Genomic DNA, 23,279 nt, shown 5'->3' with positions numbered 1-23,279 from the left:
GAAACGTCATGACAGGAGTCAGACTATGCATAATCCGCTGGTTATCGAAGCGATCATGTTGATCGCGGCCATTGTCGTCGGCGTATGGAGCCAGAGAGCTTTACCTATATATAGAAACATCTTAACGGTCGGAAGTTTCCGACCGCGATGAGTTATTGCTTAAAAAAATTGAATACCTGTCTGCCTGAATAATATGGACAAATTTTAATGCTCGCAAGAACAGGTCTGTAAGCCACTCTGGCTACTTCTAACTTTTAACTATCCAACGTAGATTCCGTCTGCGCGGAGTCAGACCACGGGGTGTCGGGAAGTCTTCGCATAATCCAGCGCATTGCTAATGCGTCTAGTAAAATGAAGGGAACAATAACTATAGAAAATGTTAAGAAAAATGGGTCCCTGAGAGGAAAGATTGTGGTCCATTTGTCATTCTGATTGGCACGTAGCACTATTCGACTGCTGATTGCCGTGATGCAGTATTTATAGCTGTATTCGTTTTCAGGTGAGACTAAACGCAAGTTGGGCATCGCGCCACTCATATAGTGGTTACACCATTCCCATGATGCTTCATAGCCAGAGATAATCGTAGTCATATCGGCTTTAAGGCGAGAGTAGGGAGACCACATCGGTAAAATATCTTCGCTAATGGTAAAACTGGTTTTGGTACCATTAGATGAAACAGCATGCCAGCGGTACCACGACTGGGGACCATAATAGCGACTGACATGCTGACCAAAATGGGCCTCTATAAGATTCCAGTCATAAATGATTGTTTCAATGGGCCATTTAGCAAAAATATTAAATGTACGCTGATGTTTTTGAATATAAACTTTCTGCTGTTGGCGATTTAACCTGATGGTGAGCGTTTTAGGGTGTTCTAAAGCGCATCGTAATGCGTAGATACAAAAATAAATTAATGCACAACCTGCCAGACCAAGGAAGAGTAAAATGTCATTTTCCTCCAGTAGACTAAAGCAAAGGTATAGGAAAGGTGAAGTGATAATTATCAGTAGTGTCGGTATTGTTACATTTCGCGTCATGCTATTCATGTTCATACCGATATTCATGTTGGTTATTATATCACAATAAATATCATTCGCCGTAGTAACGCCGAACAACGGTGGCATTGCTCTGTTAATTTCCAATGTGGCCACTCCTTGTAATGTTATCAAATGTCGCCGATATACGGAAATGACTATTTTTAATTGTTCGACGTTGATTCCGCCCGTGCTGAATCAGACCACGGGGTGTCGGGTTTTATTCGTAACACCACATACGTTATTAATGCATCAGGTATCATCATTGGCAGCATGAAAAGAGCCAGAATCCAGAAGAAAGGGTTCCGGAAAGGAATAATAGTTGACCATTTATCATTTATATCAGCACGCAGGAAACCCCGACTAACTAATAACATGCAATATTTAAATGAGTGTTGAGGCTCTGGCGGTAAAATATGGACAGGCGTCATCATGCCGCGCATGTAGTTTTCACACCATGCCCATGATTTCGCATAGCTAAAGAGAAAATCTTCGTTTTCAATGGTAAAACGTGAAAATAGCGAAGCACTATGATCGGCGCTAATAACAAATTTTCTTTGGTAACCGCTGGGTTCAGTAACACGCCACTCATACCACGTACAACCGCAGCTTTTCCCGGATCCGGTCTTAAAGTTAGCGACTATCTCTTTCCAGTCATAAGTCAGCGTTTCGATAGGCCATCTGGCAAAGATGTTATAGGAAGTAATATGATGTTGAATATACACCCGCTGTCGCTTGCGATTCAGTCTGATGATTAAGCTTTTAGGCTGTGTTATGGCCACGCGTAGCACATATATACTGTAGTATAATATAAAAATAACGAATAATATGGCGTAAAAGATTTCATCGGAATGGGTTAGTAGAGGCCCCACCAGAAAAAGAGAGTAAATAGTTCCAATTATTAAAAGTAACCATATAGTTACGCCAGTTCCATTTCCTCGGAGGATGTTTCTTTTTATATCGCAGTGAATATCATTAACTTCTGTAATACCGAAGAGTGGAGGGGGGTTAATTTTTATATCATTCATTATTCCATTTCCTTATGTAAGAGCGGCGGTTAATCCTTTAGGTATTTCTGCTGGTTATGTTTTTATCGCTAAATAATGGCGGTAGAGTTGCCTTCTCTTATTTATCCCGGTTAGGGCTACCCGCAAAGCGGCAACATCGATGTAAAGTATCGACGGCGACGGGTGAGATGCAATACATATAATTATTGAATAAATTCGGATGAAATGAATAACCCGCAGTACTTTATAAGCCTGTGTTTTCGCGGGTGATTGACAGTGAATATATTAATTTTTTATATGCTGGATAACATCGCGCTATCCAGCATAGTATGACAATTAGCGACCGGCTTTCAACTTCTGGTAATACTCTTCATAAATGGCGCTGGCGCTGCCGACGTCATTTTGCCATTCGCCTTTTTCGATAGTGGCGGCATCCGGATACAGCGATTTATCGTTGGCGACTTCCGGGCTGAGCATTTTGCGCGCGGCCAGGTTTGGCGTCGGATAACCGATAGTTTCGGCTACCTGTTTCGCGACATCAGGGCGCAGCAGGAAGTTAATCAACTTCAGCGCGCCGTCAACGTTTTTGGCATTCGCCGGAATCGACAGGCTATCCATCCAGAAAATGCCGCCTTCTTTTGGCCAAATCACTTCCAGCGGGGTGCCAGCCTGACGCGCGACATAAGCGGAACCGTTCCAGACCATGCCAAGGTTCACTTCACCTTCCATATACGGGTTTGCCGGGTTATCGGAGTTGAACGCCGCGACGTTTGGCATCAGCTTTTTCAGCTCGTTATAAGCCGCTTCAATCTCTTTTGGATCGGTGGTGTTGCCGGAATAGCCCAGTTTGCGCAGCGCCATCTGGAACACCTCGCGCGCGTCGTCGGTCAGCAGCAGGCTGCTTTTATATTCCGGTTTCCACAGGTCGGCCCAACTGGTTACGGTTTTCGGGTCGATAGCATCGCTATTGACGCCGATTGCCGTCGCGCCCCAGATGTAGGGAATCGAGTAGTCGTTATTCGGGTCGAAAGGTTTGTTCAGCATCTGCGGATCGAGGTTGCTGAAGTTACTCAGCTTGCTCTTGTCAATCTTTTGCAGCATGCCTTCTTTACGCATTTTGTCGACGAAATAGGTCGATGGTACCACCAGATCGTAAGCGCCGTCTTTATAGGTTTTGAGCTTGGCGTACATGGTTTCATTCGACTCGTAGGTCGAATAGATCACCTTGATACCGGTCTCTTTGGTGAACTGTTCCAGCAGGCCTGGCGGCACGTATTCGGTCCAGTTATAGAAGTAGAGCGTTTTGCTATCGTCCGCCTGCGCGGCGCCCATGCCCAAAGCCAGAGCGCCCGCAGCGAGCAGGTGGCGTGACCATTTTTTCATTTTAACGTCCCCTGAGTTTTATCACGTGCAATTAACTGACTGGCGATAACCATCACCAGCGAAAGAACCAACAGAATCGTCGCCAGCGCGTTCACTTCTGGTGAAACGCCGACCTTCACCATGGAGTAGATCTTCAGCGGCAGGATTTCATAACCCGGACCAGTAACGAACGATGAGACCACCACGTCATCCATCGACAGGGTAAAGCTCAATAGCCACCCGGCCGCTACCGCCGGCAGCGCCAGCGGCAGGATGATTTTGCGCAGGATGGTCATCTCGCTGGCGCCGAGATCTTTCGCCGCTTCCAGCATGCGCACATCAAAGCCTTTCAGGCGAGAGAACACGGTCACCACCACGAATGGCAGACAGAAGGTGATATGCGAAAACAGCAGCGACCAGAAGCCCAGCTGAATACCGATCAGCATAAACAGCACCAGCAGGGAGATAGCCATCACGATATCCGGCGACATCATCACGACGAAAAGCATTCCGCTGACGAACGGTTTACCGCGAAAACGGTAGCGATACAGCGCCACGGCGGTGAGTGAGCCGATAAGCGTGGCGAAGGTTGCCGACAGCACCGCCATGGTCAGCGAGTGCTGGGCGGCCTGCAGTAGGCTATCGTTATTCATCAACAGGCTATACCAGTCGGTGGTGAAGCCTTGCCAGTTGATACCAAAGCGTGAACGGTTAAACGAGTTAACGATCAGAATAATAATAGGGATGTAGAGATACGCGTAAATGGCGGTCATAAAGCCGCCGCGCAGCAGTCGACCGATCATTCCAGCTCCACCTTTTTATTCAGCAGGCGCGCCGCGCGCCAGTAAATCAACAACATCAGCCCCATCACCAGCGTTAAGGTAATACTGGTTGCCGCGCCGAATGGCCAGTCGCGGATATTAAGGAACTGACTCTTGATAACGTTGCCGATCAGCAGATTTTTGGCGCCGCCCATCAGGTCTGAGACGTAAAAGAGCCCCATTGCCGGCAGCATCACCAGCAGACAGCCGGCGATAATTCCCGGCATGGTCAGTGGAATAATGATGCGGATAAAAGTCTGCAGCTTGCTGGCACCGAGATCTTTTGCCGCCTCCAGCAGCGGGCGATCCAGTTTCTCAATACTGGAGTAGAGCGGCATCACCATAAACGGCAGCAAAATATAGACCAGGCCGATGATTACCGCTGACGGCGTGTACATAATGCGTACCGGCGTATCGATAATCCCTAACCACAGCAGGAACTCGTTCAGATAGCCTTTGGTACTGAGGAAAATTTTCAGCCCATAGATGCGGATCAGCGAATTCGTCCAGAACGGGACGATCAGCAGGAACAGCAGCAGCGGGCGTACCTTTTGCGGCAAGCGCGCCAGGAACCACGCGAACGGGTAGCCCAACGCCAGGCAGGCGAGGGTCGCCAGCAGCGCCATATTCAACGAGTGCAGCAGCACATCGTAATAGAGCGGATCCAGCAGCCGCGAGTAGTTATCCAGCGTGAAGACCATTTTGACGAAGTTCGCATCGTCGCGGGTCAGGAAGCTGGTGGCGATGATCATCAGGTTGGGCAGAAAGACGAACAGCACAAGCCAACCCACGATGGTGGCGATCACCACATTTTGGAATTTACTGGTGTTCTTCATCGGCCAGCACAACCTCCCAGCTTTCTACCCAGTTAATCGCCATTTTCTGGTCGAGTGAGTGGTCAAAGTCCGGATCGTCTTCATTGAAGAATTCGCTGACCATAACCATCTTGCCGTTTTCCAGCTCAACAACTGACTCAAGGGTCATCCCCTTGTAGTTGCGTTCGCGCACGTAACCGATAAGGCCATCCGCTTCGCTGCCGTGATGAATTTCATCAACGCGGAGATCTTCCGGGCGCAGTAGAACGTTCAACTGTTGCCCTTTTTCAACGGCGAAGTTGACATAGATATTGCACTCGCGGCCTTCGACGCAGGCGCGTACGCGCTGTTCATCCAGGCGTTCAATAACGGTCGCGTTGAAGATGTTGATTTCGCCGATAAAACTGGCGACGAACAGATTCTTCGGCTCTTCGTAGATTTCACGCGGGGTACCGTCCTGCTCGATTTTGCCATCGCGCATCACCACAATGCGGTCGGACATGGTCAGGGCTTCTTCCTGGTCATGGGTGACGAAAACAAAAGTGATGCCGAGCTTGCGCTGTAGCGCTTTGAGTTCGTTCTGCATCTGCTTACGCAGCTTGTAGTCGAGCGCCGAGAGGGATTCATCAAGCAGCAGCAGACGCGGTTTGTTGACCACCGCCCGGGCGATGGCGACGCGCTGCTGCTGGCCGCCGGAGAGCTGGTGAGGCTTACGCTGGGCAAACTCTTCGAGCTGTACCATTTTCAATGCGTCCACCACCCGCGGGGTGATTTCTGCCGCCGGGGTTTTCTGCATCCGCAGGCCGAAGGCGACGTTTTCGAACACGGTCATGTGCGGGAAAAGCGCATAGCTTTGGAATACGGTATTGACGTGGCGGTTTTCCGCCGGGACATGGGTAATATCCTGGTCTTCCAGGTGGATACGTCCGATATCGACGCTTTCCAGACCAGCGATTAGACGAAGAACGGTTGTTTTACCGCAGCCAGAGGGGCCAAGCAGGGTGAGAAATTCACCATTATTGATGGTTAAGTTGAGATCGGAGATAACGGTCTTACCATCAAAGCTTTTGCGAATTCCCGCCAGTTGTACCAGCGGAGAAAGCGAACGCGGTTGTATATTCAATTTTTGACTCTGTCCCATGTAGACGCAACGGAAAAGGGATCGCTGCGGGGTTTGTGATTAACCACCTTTGGGGTTGCACATAATTAATAAGGGCCAGCATTTTACGGCAAACGATTGTAATCGCCAATCATTGTTGTACCGCGGTGTATCACCTTTACACATAATGCACGTAAATGTATTAAATTTTGGTTTACGGGCTAAAAATGACCTGACGCAATATTTGTCTTTTCGCCCTTATTGATAATGTTGTCACAAAAAAAGAGGGTGGCCACATGGATAAATTGCTTGAGCGTTTTCTGCAGTATGTTTCTTTAGATACGCAATCGAAGCCTGGCGTGCGTCAGGTTCCCAGTACCGAAGGACAGTGGAAGCTGCTGCGCTTGCTGCAGAACCAGCTGGAAGAGATGGGGCTGGTCAACGTGACGTTAAGTGAGAAGGGCACGGTGATGGGGACCCTGCCGGCCAACGTCGCAGGCGAAATCCCGGCCATCGGTTTTATTTCCCACGTTGATACCTCGCCGGATTTCAGCGGTAAGAACGTGAATCCGCAAATTGTCGAAAACTACCGCGGCGGCGATATCGCCCTCGGCATCGGCGATGAAGTGTTGTCGCCGGTGATGTTCCCGGTTCTGCATCAACTGTTAGGCCAGACGCTTATCACCACCGACGGTAAAACGCTGCTCGGCGCCGACGATAAAGCGGGCATCGCAGAGATCATGACGGCGCTGGCGACGCTGCAGGCGAAAAAGATTCCTCACGGCGATATTCGCGTCGCCTTCACGCCGGATGAAGAAGTCGGCAAAGGCGCGAAGCACTTTGACGTCGCCGCGTTTGATGCCCGCTGGGCGTACACTGTGGATGGCGGCGGGGTCGGCGAACTGGAGTTTGAAAATTTCAATGCCGCCTCGGTGACCATTAAAATTGTTGGCAATAATGTGCATCCCGGCACCGCGAAAGGGGTGATGGTTAACGCTTTATCGTTGGCGGCGCGTATCCACGCCGAAGTGCCGGCCAGTGAGGCACCGGAAACCACCGACGGTTATGAGGGCTTTTATCACCTGACCAGTATCAAGGGCAGCGTTGATCGGGCGGAGATGCACTACATTTTGCGTGATTTCGATCGCAAGCAGTTTGAAGCGCGCAAACGCAAAATGATGGAGATCGCCAAAAAGGTCGGTAAAGGGCTACATCCGGATTGCTACATCGAACTGGTGATCGAAGATAGTTATTACAACATGCATGAGAAGGTGATTGCCCATCCGCATGTAGTGGACATCGCGCGTCAGGCGATGGTGGACTGCGATATCGAGCCGCAGATAAAGCCAATCCGCGGCGGTACGGACGGCGCCCAGCTCTCTTTCATGGGGTTACCGTGCCCGAATCTGTTTACCGGCGGCTATAACTATCACGGTAAGCACGAGTTTGTCACTCTGGAGGGTATGGAAAAAGCCGTGCGGGTGATTGTGCGGATTGCGGAGCTGACGGCAAAACGCTAAATCCAGAGCCCGGTCCTGTAGGCCCGGTAAGGCGTGAGCCGCCACCGGGCAAAAAGAGTCCATCTAAGCTGAAGAGGAGGGAACCTCTGATGTCAAATTATCGCCGCAGCTATATCCCCGGCGGCACTTGGTTTTTTACCGTCAATTTGCAAAACCGTCAAAGCGATCTTCTGACTCGTCGAATCGATCAACTCCGCACGGCGATCGCACTCGTTAAATGCAAAAAGCCCTTCCAGATTAACGCGTGGGTTATTTTACCTGAACATATGCACTGTATCTGGACGTTGCCGGAACGCGATTCCGATTATTCCGGTCGTTGGCGGGAGATTAAAAAGTCTTTTACGCGTGCGTTAGCGCAAAGCCAGATTTGGCAGCCGCGTTTTTGGGAACATACCATCCGTAATGATGAAGATTATCGGCGTCATATGGATTACGTTTATATCAATCCAGTGAAACACCGGCTTGTCGGACGCGTGAGTGATTGGCCATATTCAACGTTCCATCGTGATGTGAGGCAGGGGTTATATCCTGAGGATTGGGCTGGGGATACGGTCGAAATAGGTGCCGGAGAGCGGCGGTAATATGCCGGATGGCGGCTACGCCTTATCCGGCCTACGGTACCGATGCCATTTGTCGGCCCAGTAAGCGTAGCGCCACCGGGCGGGGTATGGGTTGATGCCGTTTGTCGGCCCGGTAAGCGCAGTGCCACCGGGCAGGATGTGGGTTGATGCCCGTTTGTAGGCCCGGTAAGCGTAGCGCCACCGGGCAGGGTGTTGTTGATGCCGTTGTAGGCCCGGTAAGCGCAGCGCACCGGGCAGGGTGTGGGTTGATGTGGTTTGTAGTAGCGCCACCGGGCAGGGTGTGGTTGATGCCGTTGTAGGCCCGGTAAGCGCAGCGCCACCGGGCAGAGTGCCGACTCAGTCCTCGAAGAACCAATAGCCGCTGTTGACCAGCGCCGCCAGCATGGCGAGGAACGACGGGTCTTCCAGCGCATCGCCGAAATGTTCGGCGCGCAGCGACAGGTGCGTTGCCAGCGCGTCAAGCGCCGGGCGGTGCGGAGAATTGATTTTCTCGCCGTTGACGAACACTTCGCCATCGATTCGCAGCACGCGCAAGCCGCCGAGGCGGGCGAGCTTATCGCCCTGCTGCAGCGCATCGTAAATTTCATCTGGCTGATATGGCGGCTCCGGCGGCGCCACGTCAAGCTCGTGGCGGGATTGGGTAATGAACTCGCCAAACCACTGCTTAAAGTGCTCAGGTTGGTTAATCAGCCCCAGCATCATCTCACGCAGGCGATCCAGTTCAACCGGCAGAATATCGGCCGGATGGTCGCGGGATGGCACGTCCGGGTCGGCATAGCGCTGGCTGCCCAGTTCACGTTGCAAAATATAGTCAGCAAAGCCGCTGAACAGCTCGCGGGCATTCGGCGCACGATAGCCGACCGAATAGTTAAGCGAATTTTCCAGCGAATAGCCTTCATGCGGGAATCCTGGCGGAATGTAGAGAATATCGCCAGGTTCCATCTCTTCATCGATGATGGCTTCAAACGGATCAACCTGCAGCAGATCGGGATGCGGGCAGTGCTGCTTCATCGGCACCTTTTCGCCCACGCGCCAGCGCCGGCGACCGGTACCCTGAATGATAAACACGTCGTATTGATCAAGGTGCGGGCCCACGCCGCCGCCGGGGACGGAGAAAGAGATCATCAGGTCGTCGATACGCCAGTCCGGCAGAGCGCGGAAGGGGTGCATCAATGCCGCCGTCGGCTCGTGCCAGTTGTTCACCGCTTGCACCAGCAGCGACCAGTTGTTTTCGCTAAGATGATCGTAGCTTTCAAATGGACCATGGCTGACCTGCCATTTTCCGTCCTGATGACTCACCAGGCGGCTGTCGACCTCGCTCTCCATGGCCAGGCCGGCCAGTTCATCCGGGCTGATTGGGTCGATGAAATTGGCGAAGCCGCGCTTTAACACTACCGGGCGTTTTTGCCAGTAGCGTTCGATAAAGTCGGGCCAGTTTAGCGTTAATTGATAGTCCATATTTATATTCCACAGCAGGTGTCTGTCTGGGATTATAACGGATGCGGCGCCGCGGCGATGCAGGCGTCGTTAAAAAACTGTTGCGTTAGCTCTCTTTATCATCAGGAAGCTGGCGGCCAAAGATAACTTCCATGCAGGCGCCGCCGAGCAGGCTGTCGCCGGTCAGGATATCGCCGTCGTACTGTTCAACGATATCGCGGGCGACAGACAGGCCGACACCCTGGCCCGGGCGCAACGTATCGGCGCGCTGGCCGCGATCGAATACCGCCGTGCGCTGGTTACGGGGAATACCGGGACCGTCGTCCTCCACCAGAATATGCAACTGGTTGTCGTTGGTCTGGCGTACCGAGACTTCGACAAACTCCAGACAGTACTTGCAGGCGTTATCGAGCACGTTGCCCATCACTTCCATAAAGTCGTTCTGCTCGCCGACAAAGCTTATCTCCGGCGAAATATCCAGCGTGATGTTAACCCCTTTACGCTGGTAGACCTTATTTAAAGCAGAGGTCAGGCTATCCAGCAGTGGGGCGATCGGGTGTAGTTCGCGGCTGAGAAGCGCATTGCCGCTGCGCATGCTGGCGCGGTGCAGATAGTAGCCGATTTGCTGCGATATGCGGCTAATCTGCTCCAGCATCACCGGCTCCGCTTCGCTGACGCTAATTTTCTCGCCGCGCAGCGAACGTAGGGTGCTTTGCAGCACCGCCAGCGGTGTTTTCAGGCTGTGGGTTAAGTCAGTGAGGGTGGTTCGGTATTTGTCGTAGCGGTCACGTTCGCTTTTCAGCAGGCGATTGAGGTTACTGACCAGGCCGGTAAGTTCACGAGTGGTGTGAGAATCGAGCCTCTCACGATGATGTTCTTCCAGCTCGCGGACCTCTTTCGCCAGTGATTCGATAGGGCGTAAACTCCACCAGGCGGCAAGCCACAGCAGCGGGATGACCAGCAACAGGTTGGCCGCCAGCACGTAGATAAACCAGCTCCACACCATGTAAGAGCGTTTTAGCTCCACCGGAATGGTGTCGACCACCACAATGCTTAATTGCGGCATCTTCGCGGTGGCCGGATAGAGATTAATCGCCACCGAGTGGGTCATCTCCGAGGAGTCATCTTCCTCGCGGATGGCGTCAAGCTGCTCGCGAATTTCATCATTATTGCGCAGCAACAGACTACTGCTGCCAACATCGGCTTCGATTTCATGGAAGCCGTTGCTCTTCAGCCATTCAGGTTGGATTCGCTTCACCAGCCAGGGGACGTCATGCTGCGCCCACAGCAGTTTGCCTTTGGCATCGTAAATCAGCGTCACCGTCGGGCTCTGCATGTTCAGGTGTTCGGGGATATCGACATCGATATGGTTATTTTCCCACTTCGCCAGCATATAGAACAGGTTGCTCTCGCCGCGCAGCAGGCGGAAGGTGGTTTTATCGAAGCTTACGCTGTAGCCTACCAGCGCAACCATGCCGTAGGCCAGAGACAGGATCAGCACTACGGCGGCGGTCGCCAGCAGAAAGCGGACGCGCAGAGAAAGCGGAAGGATATGTCGCAACACGCCTTTCATCCGCGCAGTTCGAATAAGTAGCCCTGACCGCGCACGGTGGTGATCACGTCCTGCGGATATTGCGCCTGGATTTTTTTGCGCAGCCGCCCCATCAGCACATCGATGGTGTGGCTTTCGCGGAGTTCGGCATCAGGGTAGAGCTGTAGCATCAGCGAATCTTTGCTCACCACTTTGCCGCGGTTACGGATCAGCGTTTCCATGATGGTGTACTCAAAGGCGGTGAGCTTAATCGGCTGGTCATTGACCGACAACTCGCGGCGGGATAAATCTACCTGGAACGGCGGGATCGAGATAACCTGCGAGGCCAGGCCGCTATTGCGACGCAGCAACGCCTGCATGCGGGCGGCGACCTCTTCGATATGGAAGGGTTTGGTGACGTAGTCATCGGCGCCGGCGCTCAGCACCTCGACTTTATCCTGCCAGCCTTCACGGGCAGTCAGCACCAGTACCGGTACCGATACGTCGTGACTACGCCAGCGGCGGATCAGCGACAGGCCGTCTTCATCCGGCAGGCCAAGGTCAACGATGGCGACATCCGGGATATGCTCGCCCAGGTAATAATCTGCTTCCTTTGCATCTTCCGCGGCATCCACCTGATGCCCCAGTTCCTGTAGCTGGACCTTGAGGTGATGGCGCAGCAGAGCATTATCCTCAACGACGAGTACGCGCATGCCCATTCTCCATTTCATTTACGATTTGAATAGTTTAACGCGATTATGTGGCGCTGGGGGTAAACATTATTTAAACCAGGCGGGAGAGAGCGTGTTTCTGCGTGGAAAGTCGTGATTGACAGGTAGCATGCGCGAAGAGATTGCCCATGCTACCTGAGTCAGGCTGGTTACTTCAGCTCGTCGACCATGGTGGTCGCGCGACCGATGTAATTAGCCGGGGTCATCGCCTTCAGGCGGATTTTTTCTGCTTCCGGCAGCGGCAGGCCGTCGATGAACTGCTGCATGCCTTCGGCGTCGACGCGCTTACCGCGGGTCAGCTCTTTCAGCTTCTCGTACGGTTTTTCGATACCGTAGCGGCGCATGACGGTCTGGATCGGCTCAGCCAGCACTTCCCAGTTGTGATCCAGTTCGTCCAGCAGACGATCCTGGTTCAGCTCCAGTTTGCTCACGCCTTTCAGGGTGGATTGGTAAGCGATCAGCGCATAGCCGATGCCCACGCCGAGGTTACGCAGCACGGTGGAGTCGGTCAGGTCGCGCTGCCAGCGGGAAACCGGGAGTTTGCTGGCCAGGTGCTGCATGACGGCGTTCGCCAGGCCGAGGTTGCCTTCGGAGTTTTCGAAGTCAATCGGGTTCACTTTATGCGGCATGGTTGAAGAACCGATTTCGCCCGCGATGGTTTTCTGTTTGAAGTGGTTGAGCGCAATGTAGCCCCACACATCGCGATCGAAATCGATCAGGATAGTATTGAAGCGCGCCATACAATCAAACAGCTCGGCGATGTAGTCGTGCGGCTCGATCTGGGTGGTGTACGGGTTCCACTGAATTCCCAGCGAGGTAACGAACTCTTCACTGAACTGATGCCAGTCAACTTCCGGGTAGGCGGCGATGTGGGCGTTGTAGTTACCGACCGCGCCGTTGATTTTACCGAGGATTTCCACCTGGTTCAGCTGACGGTACTGGCGCTCCATACGGTAGGCGACGTTGGCCATCTCTTTGCCCATGGTGGACGGGGTCGCCGGTTGACCGTGGGTACGAGAAAGCAGCGGCACGTCACGGTATTGGGTCGCCAGATCTTTAATCGCGTCAATCAGCTTGCGCCAATAAGGCAGCACCACTTCGTCACGGGCGGTTTTCAGCATCAGCGCGTGCGACAGGTTGTTGATGTCTTCAGAAGTACAGGCGAAGTGAATGAATTCTGACACCGCGTGCAGCTCGGCGATATCGGCGACTTTTTCCTTGAGGAAATATTCTACCGCTTTCACGTCGTGGTTGGTGGTGCGTTCGATGGTTTTGATACGCTCCGCGTCCTCTACGCTGAAGTCGGCAACGATTTTATCAAGGAAACCGTTTGCGTCGGCAGCAAAAGCAGGAACTTCCTTGATCGCTGCGTGCGCGGCCAGTTTTTGCAGCCAGCGGACTTCTACCTGTACACGGAATTTCAGCAAACCGAATTCGCTGAAGATACCGCGCAGCGCGCTGACTTTATCGCCGTAGCGGCCGTCTACGGGGGAAACGGCGGTCAGTGAGGATAATTCCATAAATCATAACTCCGGGGTTAAATGAGCAAGAATTTGTTTTGCCTGGTTAACCAGACGATTGCGAGAAAACATGAGCTGCAGACGTCCGCCGCCAACCTGATGCCAGAGCACGGCGGAACGAATGCCGGCGAGTAGGGTAGAGCGTACCTTCGCCTGAACCTGCGGGCTTTGCAGCACGGCAGGGGAACCTGTGACCTGAATGCGAGGCCCCAGCGGGCTGATGACGTCAACGTAAATGCCGGCCATCGCGCTGAGCAGCGTTTCAGATTGTAGATCAAAATGTTCTAACTGACGGCGCAGGCCGCCGATGCGGTTGCCGAGGGTATCCATCGCCCCTTTGCTGGCGGCGAGTTTACGTTCCAGCACCATCAGGCTTAATGTGTAGCGGGTGAGTTCCGCGTTGAGGCCCTGACGGCTGCTGGTATTCAGCACGCCGAGCAGAGTCTCAAGCCCGAGACGAAGATTGGCTTCACTACCACCGAATACCGCCAGCGTTGAATCCGGGTCGAGATCGATGATGCTGTTCAGCGAAACGTGCAGGGCGTCACTGTCGCAATGCCCCTGATGCGCCAGTTGCTGAACCAGCCGCGCTGCCTGGCATACGCCCGCCAACGCCAGAGTGATGTCATAATAATTCTTCGCCACGCTTACTCCTTGTAACCCGCCGGGCGTTAATCAGGCATCCGGCGGAAAATGGTCGTTCAAGACGCCAGCGGCAGGCGCTGTTCGATAATTCCGCCGCCGAGACACACTTCGCCGCTATAGAAAACAGCCGACTGTCCCGGCGTCACGGCGGCGACGGGTTCATCAAAGATAACCTCGATGCGGTCGTCATCCAGCGCCTTCACGGTGCAGGGGATGTCGGTCTGGCGGTAGCGGGTTTTCACCGTGCAGCGAAGGGTGCCCTGCAGCGGCTGACGATCGACCCAGTGTAGCTGCTGGGCAATCAGGCCGACGGACATCAGACGCGGGTGATCGTGACCCTGGGCGACGATCAGCACGTTGTTTTCCACGTCTTTATCGACCACGTACCACGGATCTTCGCTACCTTCTTTGGTGCCGCCGATGCCGAGCCCTTTACGCTGGCCGAGAGTGTGATACATCAGCCCCTGGTGTTCGCCGATCTCATCGCCGTCGACGGTGATGATTTTGCCCGGCTGCGCAGGCAGATAGCGGCCCAGGAAGTCGCGGAACTTACGCTCGCCGATAAAGCAGATGCCGGTAGAGTCTTTTTTCTTCGCGGTGATAAGATCCAGCTCTTCGGCGATTTTACGCACCTGCGGTTTTTCCAGCTCACCGACCGGGAACAGACTTTGCGCGATTTGTTCGTGGCTGAGGGTGTAGAGGAAATAGCTCTGGTCTTTATTACCGTCGAGCCCGCGCAACAGTTGGCTTTTGCCGTTGACATCGGCGCGGCGCACGTAGTGACCGGTGGCGATGTAGTCAGCGCCGAGGTCTTCTGCGGCGAACTCAAGGAAGGCTTTGAATTTGATCTCTTTGTTGCACAGGATATCCGGGTTCGGCGTACGGCCTGCTTTATACTCTTCGAGGAACAGCTCGAAGACGTTATCCCAGTATTCTGCGGCAAAGTTGACGGTATGCAGTTCAATACCGAGCTTATCGCAGACGGCTTGCGCGTCGGCGAGGTCGGCAGCGGCGGTGCAGTATTCCTCACCGTCGTCTTCCTCCCAGTTCTTCATGAACAGGCCTTCCACCTTGTACCCTTGCTGTTGCAACAGGTAGGCGGAAACAGAGGAATCGACGCCGCCGGACATGCCGACGATCACTTTTTTTGGACTTTCTGACATTGGAATACTCACCACATTGAACTTCAAGGCGGCGTATTCTAGCACGCGTCAACCGTTCAGGCACCCCCTGTGAACGGCCAGTTAAATTCCGCAATCAGCGACAGCGGATGCCGCGGATCCTGCTGATAGCTGCGAATGCTTTCCGCCACCAGCGGCGAGCGCAGGTTTTTAGCGTTAAGAATTTCCTCAGCGTTGAGCCACAGACAGCGGTCGATGTCGCTATCATGCGGTTCAGTAGCGCACGTATCGTTAAGCTCAATGGCAAACAGAAAGCGCAGGAACGGCGTATTATCCGGGGCTTGCCACTGGTGCATGCGGATGAAGTGCTGCGGCGCGGCGCGAATACCGGTCTCTTCCCACAGTTCGCGTTCGGCGGCCTGCGCCAGGGTCTCATTGGCCTCAAGATGACCAGCTGGTTGGTTCCATAGCGCTTTGCCGTTAATCGTCTCTTCAACAATCAGGAATTTGCCTTTGGCGTGTACCACGCAGGCGACGGTGACGTGCGGTTTAAACATCGAGCTTCCTTATGAATGCGGTTATTCGGTTTGACGCCACTCGCCGTTGGCTAAACCATCAAGCGTATAGCCGCCCATGGCGTAGCGAATTAGCCTTAGCGTCGGGAAACCGACGTGGGCGGTCATCCGGCGAACCTGACGGTTGCGTCCCTCATAGAGGGTGATTTTTAGCCAGCGAGTGGGAATCGATTTACGCTCGCGAATCGGCGGATTGCGCGGCCAAAGCCAGGCGGGTTCATCCACCAGCTCCACGCCGGCAGGTAGGGTGGGTCCATCGTTTAGCGTCACTCCGTCGCGCAGCGCGCTGAGCGCGTCTTCTGTAGGTTCGCCTTCCACCTGAACGTAATAAATCTTGCCGGTGCGCTTACCGGGCTGGGTCAGTTTTGCCTGTAGCGCGCCATCGTTGGTCAGCACCAGCAAACCTTCGCTGTCGCGGTCAAGACGACCGGCGGCGTAAACGCCGGCGACCGGAATAAAATCCTTCAGCGTGCTGCGCCCGGACTCGTCGGTAAATTGCGGCAACACATCGTAGGGTTTATTGAACAAGATCACAGTTTTAAGCTGGCGTTCTTTACGTTGTCTGGTCACTTGTTGTGTGCTGAATCGCTCAACGCGATGTTTTCTAAATGAAGTTTTCTGCATGGTATTTTCAGGCTCTCTCAATTGCCGCATTATAGCCTAATTACGAATGCCTTTCATGGACGCAAACATTCAGGTAGTATTGACATGCTCATTACAAATTATTAACAAAAAATTGCTCAAACCGATTCGCAATACAGGCAGGAAGGCAACACGGACGCGAATCTCCGGTTAGCGGGGCGACCCGGTACTCAGGAGTAGGCCGACTAAGCCAACACCAGGCTCGCGTGAAGAGGGAAGAGCAGAACCAGAAGCGCTCGAAGGAGAGGTTAATGGAAAGCAAAGTAGTAGTTCCGGCGGAAGGTCAGAAAATCACCCTGCAAAACGGCAAACTGAACGTCCCTCATAACCCGATTATCCCGTTCATTGAAGGCGATGGTATCGGTGTTGACGTTACCCCAGCGATGCTGAAAGTGGTTGATGCCGCCGTTGAGAAAGCCTATAAAGGCGAGCGTAAAATTTCCTGGATGGAAGTTTACACCGGTGAAAAATCTACCCACGTTTACGGCCAGGATGTCTGGCTGCCTGCTGAAACCCTCGATCTGATTCGTGATTACCGCGTTGCTATTAAAGGTCCACTGACGACGCCAGTTGGCGGCGGTATCCGTTCTCTGAACGTGGCGCTGCGTCAGGAGCTGGATCTCTACGTTTGCCTGCGCCCGGTACGTTACTATCAGGGTACCCCGAGCCCGGTTAAACACCCGGAGCTGACCGATATGGTTATCTTCCGTGAAAACTCCGAAGATATTTATGCGGGTATCGAGTGGAAAGCAGATTCTGCCGAAGCTGACAAAGTTATCAAATTCCTGCGCGATGAGATGGGCGTGAAGAAAATTCGCTTCCCGGAACATTGCGGTATCGGCATCAAGCCGTGCTCTGAAGAGGGTACCAAACGCCTGGTACGCGCCGCTATCGAATACGCGATCACCAACGATCGTGATTCCGTGACCCTGGTGCACAAAGGCAACATCATGAAGTTCACCGAAGGCGCGTTCAAAGACTGGGGTTACCAGCTGGCTCGCGAAGAGTTCGGCGGTGAGCTGATCGACGGCGGCCCGTGGGTGAAAATCAAGAACCCGAACACCGGCAAAGAGATCGTGGTTAAAGACGTGATCGCCGATGCGTTCCTGCAGCAAATCCTGCTGCGTCCGGCTGAATACGATGTTATCGCCTGTATGAACCTGAACGGCGACTACATTTCTGACGCCCTGGCGGCGCAGGTTGGCGGTATCGGTATCGCGCCGGGCGCCAACATTGGCGACGAGTGCGCGCTGTTCGAAGCCACCCATGGTACTGCGCCGAAATATGCCGGCCAGGATAAAGTGAACCCAGGTTCCATCATCCTGTCTGCAGAAATGATGCTGCGTCACATGCAGTGGTTCGAAGCCGCAGACCTGATCGTTAAAGGCATGGAAGGCGCAATCGCTGCCAAGACCGTGACCTATGACTTCGAACGTCTGATGGAAGGCGCTAAACTGCTGAAATGCTCTGAGTTTGGCGACGCGATCATTAAAAACATGTAATCCGGTTTTCTGGATTAATGCGAAACGGGAGCCTAAGGGCTCCCGTTTTTATTTTCTTTGTACCGGGTTATCCATAATTAAATAACAGTGAGCTATTCATGCCCACTGCCGCTTGCTACGGTAAATCATCCATTGGCTTTATTGATTGCCATATTTTGCCTGGTTATCCAGGTTATTATTAGAGGTGATATTATGAAAAAGATTATTTTGACCCTGGTATTAGCATCAGCGAGTATTTCTGCCTTCGCGGGCTATCATCCGGTCGCAAGGACCGCAGCCGTAGCCTCAGCCGATCATCCGGTGGCGGTAGCGGCGGCAACCGGCGATAACGGTAACCATCCGGTGGCGCGCACCGCGGCTGTCGCTTCGGCTGACCATCCGGTGGCGGTGGCGGCGGCAACCAGCGATAACGGTCGCCACCCAGTTGCGCGTACCACGGTTGTCGCTTCAGCGGATCATCCGGTCGCGGCGGCGGCAGTGACCAGCCATTAATAATCCTCTTCCCGGCGCCACGCCGGGATTTAGCTACTGCTCACGTCTGCGCATCGATTTCCTTTCCTGCTCCGTTTTACGCTATATTGGCGCTATTATCGTAAATTATCTCTTTATCACAGGTAACATCTGCCATGGCTTTGATCCCTAAAAACTATGCCCGCCTGGAAAGTGGCTATCGCGAGAAGGCGCTTAAAATTTATCCATGGGTCTGCGGACGCTGCTCGCGCGAGTTTGTCTACTCCAACCTGCGTGAATTGACGGTACATCACATCGATCACGATCATACCAATAACCCGGAAGATGGCAGCAACTGGGAACTATTGTGTCTGTATTGTCACGATCACGAGCATTCCAAGTACACTGAGGCCGACCAGTACGGTACAAGAGTGGTGGCCGGTGAAGATGCGCAAAAGGATGTCGGTGAAGCCACCTACAATCCTTTTGCCGATTTAAAAGCCATGATGAACAAGAAGAAGTAGCTACGCTTCGTCGTAATGCGCATAGCCTGGCTGCTAATTGACGCCCAGACGCAGGGCTAAATCCTGCGGGTAGGGATCAAAATAGTTCTGCGTCTGCAGATAGCGATCGGGATATTCGGCCAGGTAGTGCTTAAGCAGCGTCAGGGGCGCCAGAATAGGGAGCAGCCCCGCGCGATAATGTAGTATCACGTCACGCAGCTCACCGCGCTGACGGCTATTCAACCGTTCGCGGAAATAGCCCTGAATATGCATCAGCACATTGGTGTGGTTTTTCCTGGAGGCGGTATTTTTCAGGATCGCCATCAGTTTATCGCGGTAGGCGACGAAAAAGGCATCCAGGTCCTGCCATTGATGCATCGAGGCGACGAAAGGGCCAATTTCGCGATAGCCGGCCTGATGATGCGCCAGCAACTGCAGTTTATAGCGGCTATGAAAATCCATTAACGCCCGACGGGTCAGGCCATTGGCCCGCAGCGTATTCAGTTCATGTAGGGCGAAAAGACGCTCGACGAAATTCTCTCTTAACTGCGGGTCGTGCAGTCGTCCATCCTCTTCTACCGGCAACCACGGATAGGCTTCCATCAACGCGCGGGTAAACAGGCCGGTACCTTCTTTGCGCCCGCGGTTGCCTTTTTCATCATACAGGCGCACGCGTTCCATGCCGCAGCTCGGTGATTTGGCGCAGACGATAAAGCCTGCTAATTCGCCGAGCCCAGGCAGGTAACCGGCGGTAAAATTCTTCATTTTGCCCGTGACATCGTCGTGCGGGTCGCTGCTAAAACGCATCTGAATCTCACCTGCGCCGGTCTGCACCAGGCGCAGGGCCGGTCGAGGAGAGCCCAGGCCGATGGCCATTTCCGGACAAATGGGTTTGAAGGTTACCCACGACGCCAGTTCATCCATCGCAAATGGCGATCGTTTATGTCCGCCATCAAAGCGCACGGACGAGCCGGTTAAACAGCCGCTGATGCCAATGACAGGTTGCTTATTCATGGCGTACTCCTCGCTTTGTTCTCACTGGATGAGCCGTCCCGCAAAAGCGTTCGACCCGATATATTAAACTTACACAATCATGATTTTTTGTCCAAGTTTTTGGTGTGCTTTTTTAGCGGAGAACATGGCGCACAGGTGCAAAGCTTTTTTTACAGCGAGATAACGTCCAGAGAGGCAACGTGCTGGCGCCAGAGGTCTATCTGCCTCTGGCGTGCGGCGGTGAGCTGGCCCGAGGTCACCAGTAACCAGCGGCGTTGAGGGAATATTTCCGGAGCCAGCGCGGTGGGCGGCATCGGCAGCACATCAATGCGATGACCTTGTCCGGTGCGCATGAGCGCTTCCAGCCAGATTTCACATGGGTCGCTCAGGTGCCAGCCGGTAATCAGAGAGTTATCGCCCGGCGCGCGTTTATCGCCTTCAAGACAAAAAGAGGTGTAGGAGATAATGATGCCGTCGAGGATCTCACGCAGGGTCTGCATCGCCGGCACATTAGCCGATACCTTACTGCGTAACGGGCGCAATACGTTGGTAACCAGCTCAGGGCGGGGATATTCCCGACCGGCGTCGTAAATCAGCTGGCGCAGGGATTCGATTTTTCCCTCTTTCAGCCGCTGCAGCATGTTGTCCTGCAGGACAAGCCAGTTATTGCCTGGGCCGCTATCAGGGCGGGTCAACAGCGGTTTGACCTGGCTTACGGGAACACCTTTTTTTACCCAGTCGAGAATTTTCAGCGCCAGCTGGACATCGTTATCGTTATAGAGGCGGTGGCCTCCATCGGTGCGCTCGGGTTTAAGCAGGCCGTACCGGCGTTGCCAGGCCCGCAGCGTGGTTGCGTTGATGCCGCAAAGACGGGAAAATTCGCCGATGGAGTAAGACATTGCAATTACCTGATAACCGAGATTGCTTCTAATATACTACGGATGACGGCCGGTTGAATGCCGTATTGCTGGTAATTAAGCGCTGGTCTTATGGTTTAAAATCGACCGTGACATTATTAAATCCTTGATAAGCTTCATCATCAGGCGCAGCAGGAATTTTGGCCTGCTTAATTGCAGCTAATAGCTTGTCGCAGAGTTGCCGATCGCCTTTTTCTACGCTGGCGGAATTCACAGTGCCATCGCGCTGAAGCGACATACGAAGTGTACAGGTTTGGCCGGAATATTCCGCGGAATCAGGCATTTTGGCTTTGACGGCGGTCATTATCTGATACGCGTAGTTAGCCCGACTTGATGGTTTCGACGAAGGGAGGCTGGCGAATAGATCGTCTACTTCGGTGGCGCTCGCCGCCGCGCGCGGCGTGGGCTGAGGATGATGACAACCTGCCAGCAGTAAAGGGAACAATAACAACACCAACGACGATTTGTTCAGCATGGTAACGCGTCCTTGTTTGTTTGGTATGGGCCAATCATAACGGTAGGCGCTACGCCCTGATAGCTGCTAAACATAGGTGCTTCTACCGTTCGCTCACCGATTCCCTGAGGACGATTATCACGACGGTAAGCGCAGTGGTGGCGTTTGAGAGCCGGAGACGCTTCGTCGCCAGGCGCCGGGCGCCTGACCATACTGGCGTTTGAAGCTGCGGTTAAAAGATTGCTGGGAGTCGAAACCCAGCGCTATCGCTACGTTTAAAATGGGCTCGTCGCTGTTGGCTAAGCGCTCGACCGATCTTTGCAGCTTATGCATGCGAATATATTCAGCGAGAGGGTAACCGGTGTGCTCCTTGAAGATCCGCTGCAGGTGCCATTTCGAATAGCCCGCGCGCCTGGCAACGGTCTCGATATCCAGACGGCTCTCGAGATTATTGTCGATCCAATCGAGTAGATCATGAATTACCGCAGCAGTATTCATCTTGCGCTCCACGTAATTATAAAAGCATCTTTAATTGTTGCATTTAAAGGTGGCTCGTTTTGGCATTAATTGCAAGTTTTATTGTTGCAATTAATTCCTTGCCGTAAACAGGCCTTTCTACAGCCAGAGGAATAGCACAGAAAGTGCAACAATTATTCTTGCACTTAGTTAAGCGCCTTCCTACAATCGCCGCGATAGTGTATTCGCAACTGTTACAGTTTTGTGGCGATGAACGACACAAATGGCCTCAAGCCTGCCCGGACAAAGGAAGTGGCGCGGCGTCTCCCGCAGCGTCTTGCCCGGCGGCGACAATTACCGGAATAAAAATAATGAGCCTGCAAAAAACCTGGGGAAAACGTCATCTGACTGCAGTAGGTATGGTGCTACTCTCGGCGCTGCTCGCCGGCTGCGATGAAGGCGTCGCGCAAAACGCCGCGCCGCAAGCGCCTGCCGTCAGCGCCGCTGAGGTGGTGGTGAAATCCATTAGTCAGTGGGATAGCTTTAATGGCCGGATTGAGGCGGTGGAAAGCGTGCAGCTACGTCCCCGCGTCTCTGGCTACATTGATAAAGTGAATTACACCGACGGTCAGGAGGTGAAGAAGGGGGAGGTGTTATTCACCATTGACGATCGAACCTATCGCGCGGCGCTGGAACAGGCGCAGGCAACCCTGGCGAGAGCGAAAACGCAAGCCAACCTGGCGCGCAGTGAAGCAAACCGCACCGATAAATTAATCAATACCAATCTGGTTTCCCGGGAAGAGTGGGAGCAGCGCCGCTCCGCTGCGGTCCAGGCGCAAGCGGATATTCGCGCCGCCCAGGCGGCGGTTGATGCCGCGCAGCTTAATCTGGACTTCACCAAAGTGACCGCGCCCATCGACGGCCGCGCCAGCCGCGCGTTGATCACCAGCGGTAATCTGGTCACCGCCGGCGATACCGCCAGCGTTCTTACCACGCTGGTGTCGCAGAAAACGGTTTACGTCTACTTTGACGTGGATGAGTCTACCTATCTTCACTATCAAAATCTTGCCCGCAGGGGGCAAGGGGCCTCCAGCAACCACCAGGCATTACCGGTTGAGATCGGCCTTGTGGGCGAAGAGGGCTACCCTCATCAGGGCAAAGTGGATTTTCTGGATAATCAGTTAACGCCGAGCACCGGTACGATCCGCATGCGCGCGCTGCTGGACAATTCGCAGCGTCTGTTCACGCCGGGACTCTTTGCCCGCGTCCGCTTGCCGGGCAGCGCTGAATTCAAAGCCACGCTTATCGACGACAAAGCGGTACTGACCGATCAGGACCGTAAATATGTCTATATCGTTGATAAAGAAGGTAAAGCTCAGCGTCGCGATATCGCGCCGGGGCGGCTGGCTGCCGGTTTACGTATCGTCAAGCAGGGGCTGAACCCAGGCGACAAAGTTATCGTCGATGGCTTACAAAAGGTGTTTATGCCGGGGATGCCGGTTAACGCGAAGAACGTTGCCATGACTACCAGCGCCGCCCTCAACTGATCCCTTATCTGAGAAT

General features: G+C 53.6%; 24 protein-coding genes and 1 pseudogene. 7 read left to right on the top strand and 18 right to left on the bottom strand.

Annotated elements, in window-relative coordinates; translation table 11 throughout:
* Positions 1 to 25: 25 nt before the first annotated feature.
* Positions 26 to 112, top strand: a pseudogene (locus PGR79_RS18850) (hypothetical protein); the annotation flags it as partial.
* A 142-nt stretch (positions 113 to 254) separates the two neighbouring features.
* Here the strand turns inward: PGR79_RS18850 and PGR79_RS18845 are convergent.
* From PGR79_RS18845 to potA, 6 genes are all read right to left on the bottom strand, one after another.
* Positions 255 to 1,142 carry a DUF6708 domain-containing protein gene (locus tag PGR79_RS18845; protein WP_430922268.1) on the bottom strand — a complete coding sequence of 296 codons (888 nt, stop codon included), beginning with the start codon at positions 1,140 to 1,142 and terminating at the stop codon, positions 255 to 257.
* 56 nt (positions 1,143 to 1,198) lie between these two features.
* The gene (locus PGR79_RS18840; RefSeq protein WP_430922266.1) at positions 1,199 to 2,062 is read right to left on the bottom strand and encodes a DUF6708 domain-containing protein; all 864 of its coding nucleotides are present in this window, start codon (positions 2,060 to 2,062) and stop codon (positions 1,199 to 1,201) included.
* Positions 2,063 to 2,377: 315 nt separating this feature from the next.
* Entirely contained in the window at positions 2,378 to 3,424 is a 1,047-nt protein-coding gene (potD, locus tag PGR79_RS18835; RefSeq protein ID WP_020079135.1) for a spermidine/putrescine ABC transporter substrate-binding protein PotD, read from the bottom strand.
* On the bottom strand, positions 3,421 to 4,206 hold the full coding sequence (gene potC / locus PGR79_RS18830; protein WP_012968557.1) for a spermidine/putrescine ABC transporter permease PotC: 786 nt from the start codon (positions 4,204 to 4,206) through the stop codon (positions 3,421 to 3,423). Before potC ends, potD begins: the two co-directional genes overlap by 4 nt.
* Positions 4,203 to 5,060 carry a spermidine/putrescine ABC transporter permease PotB gene (gene potB, locus PGR79_RS18825; RefSeq protein ID WP_113374186.1) on the bottom strand — a complete coding sequence of 286 codons (858 nt, stop codon included), beginning with the start codon at positions 5,058 to 5,060 and terminating at the stop codon, positions 4,203 to 4,205. The genes potC and potB overlap by 4 nt, the downstream gene beginning before the upstream one ends.
* A complete protein-coding gene (gene potA, locus PGR79_RS18820; protein WP_087857978.1) occupies positions 5,044 to 6,180 on the bottom strand; it encodes a spermidine/putrescine ABC transporter ATP-binding protein PotA in 1,137 nt (378 codons plus the stop codon). The genes potB and potA overlap by 17 nt, the downstream gene beginning before the upstream one ends.
* Positions 6,181 to 6,434: 254 nt before the next feature.
* On the opposite strand from potA, the gene pepT reads away from it, so the two are divergent.
* Positions 6,435 to 7,658 (top strand): peptidase T, encoded by a 1,224-nt coding sequence (pepT, locus tag PGR79_RS18815; protein WP_087857977.1) that lies wholly within the window; start codon positions 6,435 to 6,437, stop codon positions 7,656 to 7,658.
* Between the two features lie 89 nt (positions 7,659 to 7,747).
* Positions 7,748 to 8,239, top strand: coding sequence for an REP-associated tyrosine transposase (locus PGR79_RS18810; protein ID WP_113374185.1), 492 nt, complete (start codon positions 7,748 to 7,750; stop codon positions 8,237 to 8,239).
* Between the two features lie 336 nt (positions 8,240 to 8,575).
* On the opposite strand, the gene PGR79_RS18805 is transcribed toward PGR79_RS18810, so the two are convergent.
* The 8 genes from PGR79_RS18805 to rluE all read right to left on the bottom strand — a co-directional run bounded on the left by PGR79_RS18805 (position 8,576) and on the right by rluE (position 16,453).
* Positions 8,576 to 9,697, bottom strand: a complete 1,122-nt coding sequence (locus tag PGR79_RS18805; protein ID WP_045375085.1) for a cupin domain-containing protein — start codon at positions 9,695 to 9,697, stop codon at positions 8,576 to 8,578.
* 85 nt (positions 9,698 to 9,782) lie between these two features.
* The gene (gene phoQ, locus PGR79_RS18800; RefSeq protein ID WP_087857975.1) at positions 9,783 to 11,249 is read right to left on the bottom strand and encodes a two-component system sensor histidine kinase PhoQ; all 1,467 of its coding nucleotides are present in this window, start codon (positions 11,247 to 11,249) and stop codon (positions 9,783 to 9,785) included.
* Entirely contained in the window at positions 11,246 to 11,920 is a 675-nt protein-coding gene (gene phoP, locus PGR79_RS18795) for a two-component system response regulator PhoP (RefSeq protein WP_087857974.1), read from the bottom strand. The genes phoQ and phoP overlap by 4 nt, the downstream gene beginning before the upstream one ends.
* Positions 11,921 to 12,087: 167 nt before the next feature.
* A complete protein-coding gene (purB, locus tag PGR79_RS18790; RefSeq protein ID WP_015367145.1) occupies positions 12,088 to 13,458 on the bottom strand; it encodes an adenylosuccinate lyase in 1,371 nt (456 codons plus the stop codon).
* 3 nt (positions 13,459 to 13,461) lie between these two features.
* Positions 13,462 to 14,103, bottom strand: coding sequence for a high frequency lysogenization protein HflD (gene hflD, locus PGR79_RS18785; RefSeq protein ID WP_015367144.1), 642 nt, complete (start codon positions 14,101 to 14,103; stop codon positions 13,462 to 13,464).
* Positions 14,104 to 14,159: 56 nt separating this feature from the next.
* Entirely contained in the window at positions 14,160 to 15,266 is a 1,107-nt protein-coding gene (gene mnmA / locus PGR79_RS18780) for a tRNA 2-thiouridine(34) synthase MnmA (protein ID WP_015367143.1), read from the bottom strand.
* Between the two features lie 56 nt (positions 15,267 to 15,322).
* Positions 15,323 to 15,781, bottom strand: coding sequence for an NUDIX hydrolase (locus PGR79_RS18775; RefSeq protein WP_020079131.1), 459 nt, complete (start codon positions 15,779 to 15,781; stop codon positions 15,323 to 15,325).
* Positions 15,782 to 15,802: 21 nt separating this feature from the next.
* Positions 15,803 to 16,453 (bottom strand): 23S rRNA pseudouridine(2457) synthase RluE, encoded by a 651-nt coding sequence (gene rluE / locus PGR79_RS18770; RefSeq protein WP_087857973.1) that lies wholly within the window; start codon positions 16,451 to 16,453, stop codon positions 15,803 to 15,805.
* Between the two features lie 239 nt (positions 16,454 to 16,692).
* On the opposite strand from rluE, the gene icd reads away from it, so the two are divergent.
* From icd to yajD, 3 genes are all read left to right on the top strand, one after another.
* On the top strand, positions 16,693 to 17,943 hold the full coding sequence (gene icd, locus PGR79_RS18765) for an NADP-dependent isocitrate dehydrogenase (RefSeq protein ID WP_015705065.1): 1,251 nt from the start codon (positions 16,693 to 16,695) through the stop codon (positions 17,941 to 17,943).
* Between the two features lie 192 nt (positions 17,944 to 18,135).
* Positions 18,136 to 18,435 (top strand): hypothetical protein, encoded by a 300-nt coding sequence (locus PGR79_RS18760; RefSeq protein WP_113374181.1) that lies wholly within the window; start codon positions 18,136 to 18,138, stop codon positions 18,433 to 18,435.
* 134 nt (positions 18,436 to 18,569) lie between these two features.
* On the top strand, positions 18,570 to 18,917 hold the full coding sequence (gene yajD / locus PGR79_RS18755) for an HNH nuclease YajD (protein ID WP_015367133.1): 348 nt from the start codon (positions 18,570 to 18,572) through the stop codon (positions 18,915 to 18,917).
* Positions 18,918 to 18,950: 33 nt separating this feature from the next.
* Here yajD and PGR79_RS18750 read toward each other — a convergent pair whose 3' ends face one another.
* The 4 genes from PGR79_RS18750 to PGR79_RS18735 all read right to left on the bottom strand — a co-directional run bounded on the left by PGR79_RS18750 (position 18,951) and on the right by PGR79_RS18735 (position 21,758).
* Positions 18,951 to 19,910, bottom strand: a complete 960-nt coding sequence (locus PGR79_RS18750; protein WP_213316708.1) for a YbgA family protein — start codon at positions 19,908 to 19,910, stop codon at positions 18,951 to 18,953.
* A gap of 149 nt (positions 19,911 to 20,059) precedes the next feature.
* Positions 20,060 to 20,788, bottom strand: coding sequence for a MerR family transcriptional regulator (locus tag PGR79_RS18745; protein WP_430922263.1), 729 nt, complete (start codon positions 20,786 to 20,788; stop codon positions 20,060 to 20,062).
* Positions 20,789 to 20,876: 88 nt separating this feature from the next.
* Positions 20,877 to 21,281, bottom strand: coding sequence for a cell envelope integrity protein TolA (gene tolA / locus PGR79_RS18740; protein WP_430922261.1), 405 nt, complete (start codon positions 21,279 to 21,281; stop codon positions 20,877 to 20,879).
* Positions 21,282 to 21,398: 117 nt separating this feature from the next.
* On the bottom strand, positions 21,399 to 21,758 hold the full coding sequence (locus PGR79_RS18735) for a helix-turn-helix domain-containing protein (RefSeq protein WP_045393772.1): 360 nt from the start codon (positions 21,756 to 21,758) through the stop codon (positions 21,399 to 21,401).
* A gap of 329 nt (positions 21,759 to 22,087) precedes the next feature.
* Here PGR79_RS18735 and PGR79_RS18730 point away from each other — a divergent pair, with 329 nt between their 5' ends.
* Positions 22,088 to 23,263, top strand: coding sequence for an efflux RND transporter periplasmic adaptor subunit (locus PGR79_RS18730; RefSeq protein ID WP_430922259.1), 1,176 nt, complete (start codon positions 22,088 to 22,090; stop codon positions 23,261 to 23,263).
* Positions 23,264 to 23,279: the final 16 nt, after the last annotated feature.

This window comes from Klebsiella sp. 141161 (assembly GCF_050600815.1).
In the GTDB taxonomy this organism is placed as follows: domain Bacteria; phylum Pseudomonadota; class Gammaproteobacteria; order Enterobacterales; family Enterobacteriaceae; genus Klebsiella; species Klebsiella aerogenes.
Note: the sequence above shows the minus strand (reverse complement) of the source record. Positions and strands in the feature narration are given on the sequence as shown.

What these genes read in the sequence shown, in the direction of transcription:
- phoQ (WP_087857975.1), bottom strand. Translation starts at nt 11,249, where the DNA reads ATGAAAGGCGTGTTGCGACATATCCTTCCGCTTTCTCTGCGCGTCCGC.
- mnmA (WP_015367143.1), bottom strand. Translation starts at nt 15,266, where the DNA reads ATGTCAGAAAGTCCAAAAAAAGTGATCGTCGGCATGTCCGGCGGCGTC.
- potB (WP_113374186.1), bottom strand. Translation starts at nt 5,060, where the DNA reads ATGAAGAACACCAGTAAATTCCAAAATGTGGTGATCGCCACCATCGTG.
- phoP (WP_087857974.1), bottom strand. Translation starts at nt 11,920, where the DNA reads ATGCGCGTACTCGTCGTTGAGGATAATGCTCTGCTGCGCCATCACCTC.
- pepT (WP_087857977.1), top strand. Translation starts at nt 6,435, where the DNA reads ATGGATAAATTGCTTGAGCGTTTTCTGCAGTATGTTTCTTTAGATACG.
- PGR79_RS18810 (WP_113374185.1), top strand. Translation starts at nt 7,748, where the DNA reads ATGTCAAATTATCGCCGCAGCTATATCCCCGGCGGCACTTGGTTTTTT.
- PGR79_RS18805 (WP_045375085.1), bottom strand. Translation starts at nt 9,697, where the DNA reads ATGGACTATCAATTAACGCTAAACTGGCCCGACTTTATCGAACGCTAC.
- purB (WP_015367145.1), bottom strand. Translation starts at nt 13,458, where the DNA reads ATGGAATTATCCTCACTGACCGCCGTTTCCCCCGTAGACGGCCGCTAC.
- PGR79_RS18750 (WP_213316708.1), bottom strand. Translation starts at nt 19,910, where the DNA reads ATGAATAAGCAACCTGTCATTGGCATCAGCGGCTGTTTAACCGGCTCG.
- PGR79_RS18840 (WP_430922266.1), bottom strand. Translation starts at nt 2,062, where the DNA reads ATGAATGATATAAAAATTAACCCCCCTCCACTCTTCGGTATTACAGAA.
- yajD (WP_015367133.1), top strand. Translation starts at nt 18,570, where the DNA reads ATGGCTTTGATCCCTAAAAACTATGCCCGCCTGGAAAGTGGCTATCGC.
- PGR79_RS18745 (WP_430922263.1), bottom strand. Translation starts at nt 20,788, where the DNA reads ATGTCTTACTCCATCGGCGAATTTTCCCGTCTTTGCGGCATCAACGCA.
- potD (WP_020079135.1), bottom strand. Translation starts at nt 3,424, where the DNA reads ATGAAAAAATGGTCACGCCACCTGCTCGCTGCGGGCGCTCTGGCTTTG.
- PGR79_RS18775 (WP_020079131.1), bottom strand. Translation starts at nt 15,781, where the DNA reads ATGTTTAAACCGCACGTCACCGTCGCCTGCGTGGTACACGCCAAAGGC.
- PGR79_RS18730 (WP_430922259.1), top strand. Translation starts at nt 22,088, where the DNA reads ATGAGCCTGCAAAAAACCTGGGGAAAACGTCATCTGACTGCAGTAGGT.
- potA (WP_087857978.1), bottom strand. Translation starts at nt 6,180, where the DNA reads ATGGGACAGAGTCAAAAATTGAATATACAACCGCGTTCGCTTTCTCCG.
- PGR79_RS18760 (WP_113374181.1), top strand. Translation starts at nt 18,136, where the DNA reads ATGAAAAAGATTATTTTGACCCTGGTATTAGCATCAGCGAGTATTTCT.
- PGR79_RS18735 (WP_045393772.1), bottom strand. Translation starts at nt 21,758, where the DNA reads ATGAATACTGCTGCGGTAATTCATGATCTACTCGATTGGATCGACAAT.
- tolA (WP_430922261.1), bottom strand. Translation starts at nt 21,281, where the DNA reads ATGCTGAACAAATCGTCGTTGGTGTTGTTATTGTTCCCTTTACTGCTG.
- potC (WP_012968557.1), bottom strand. Translation starts at nt 4,206, where the DNA reads ATGATCGGTCGACTGCTGCGCGGCGGCTTTATGACCGCCATTTACGCG.
- icd (WP_015705065.1), top strand. Translation starts at nt 16,693, where the DNA reads ATGGAAAGCAAAGTAGTAGTTCCGGCGGAAGGTCAGAAAATCACCCTG.
- rluE (WP_087857973.1), bottom strand. Translation starts at nt 16,453, where the DNA reads ATGCGGCAATTGAGAGAGCCTGAAAATACCATGCAGAAAACTTCATTT.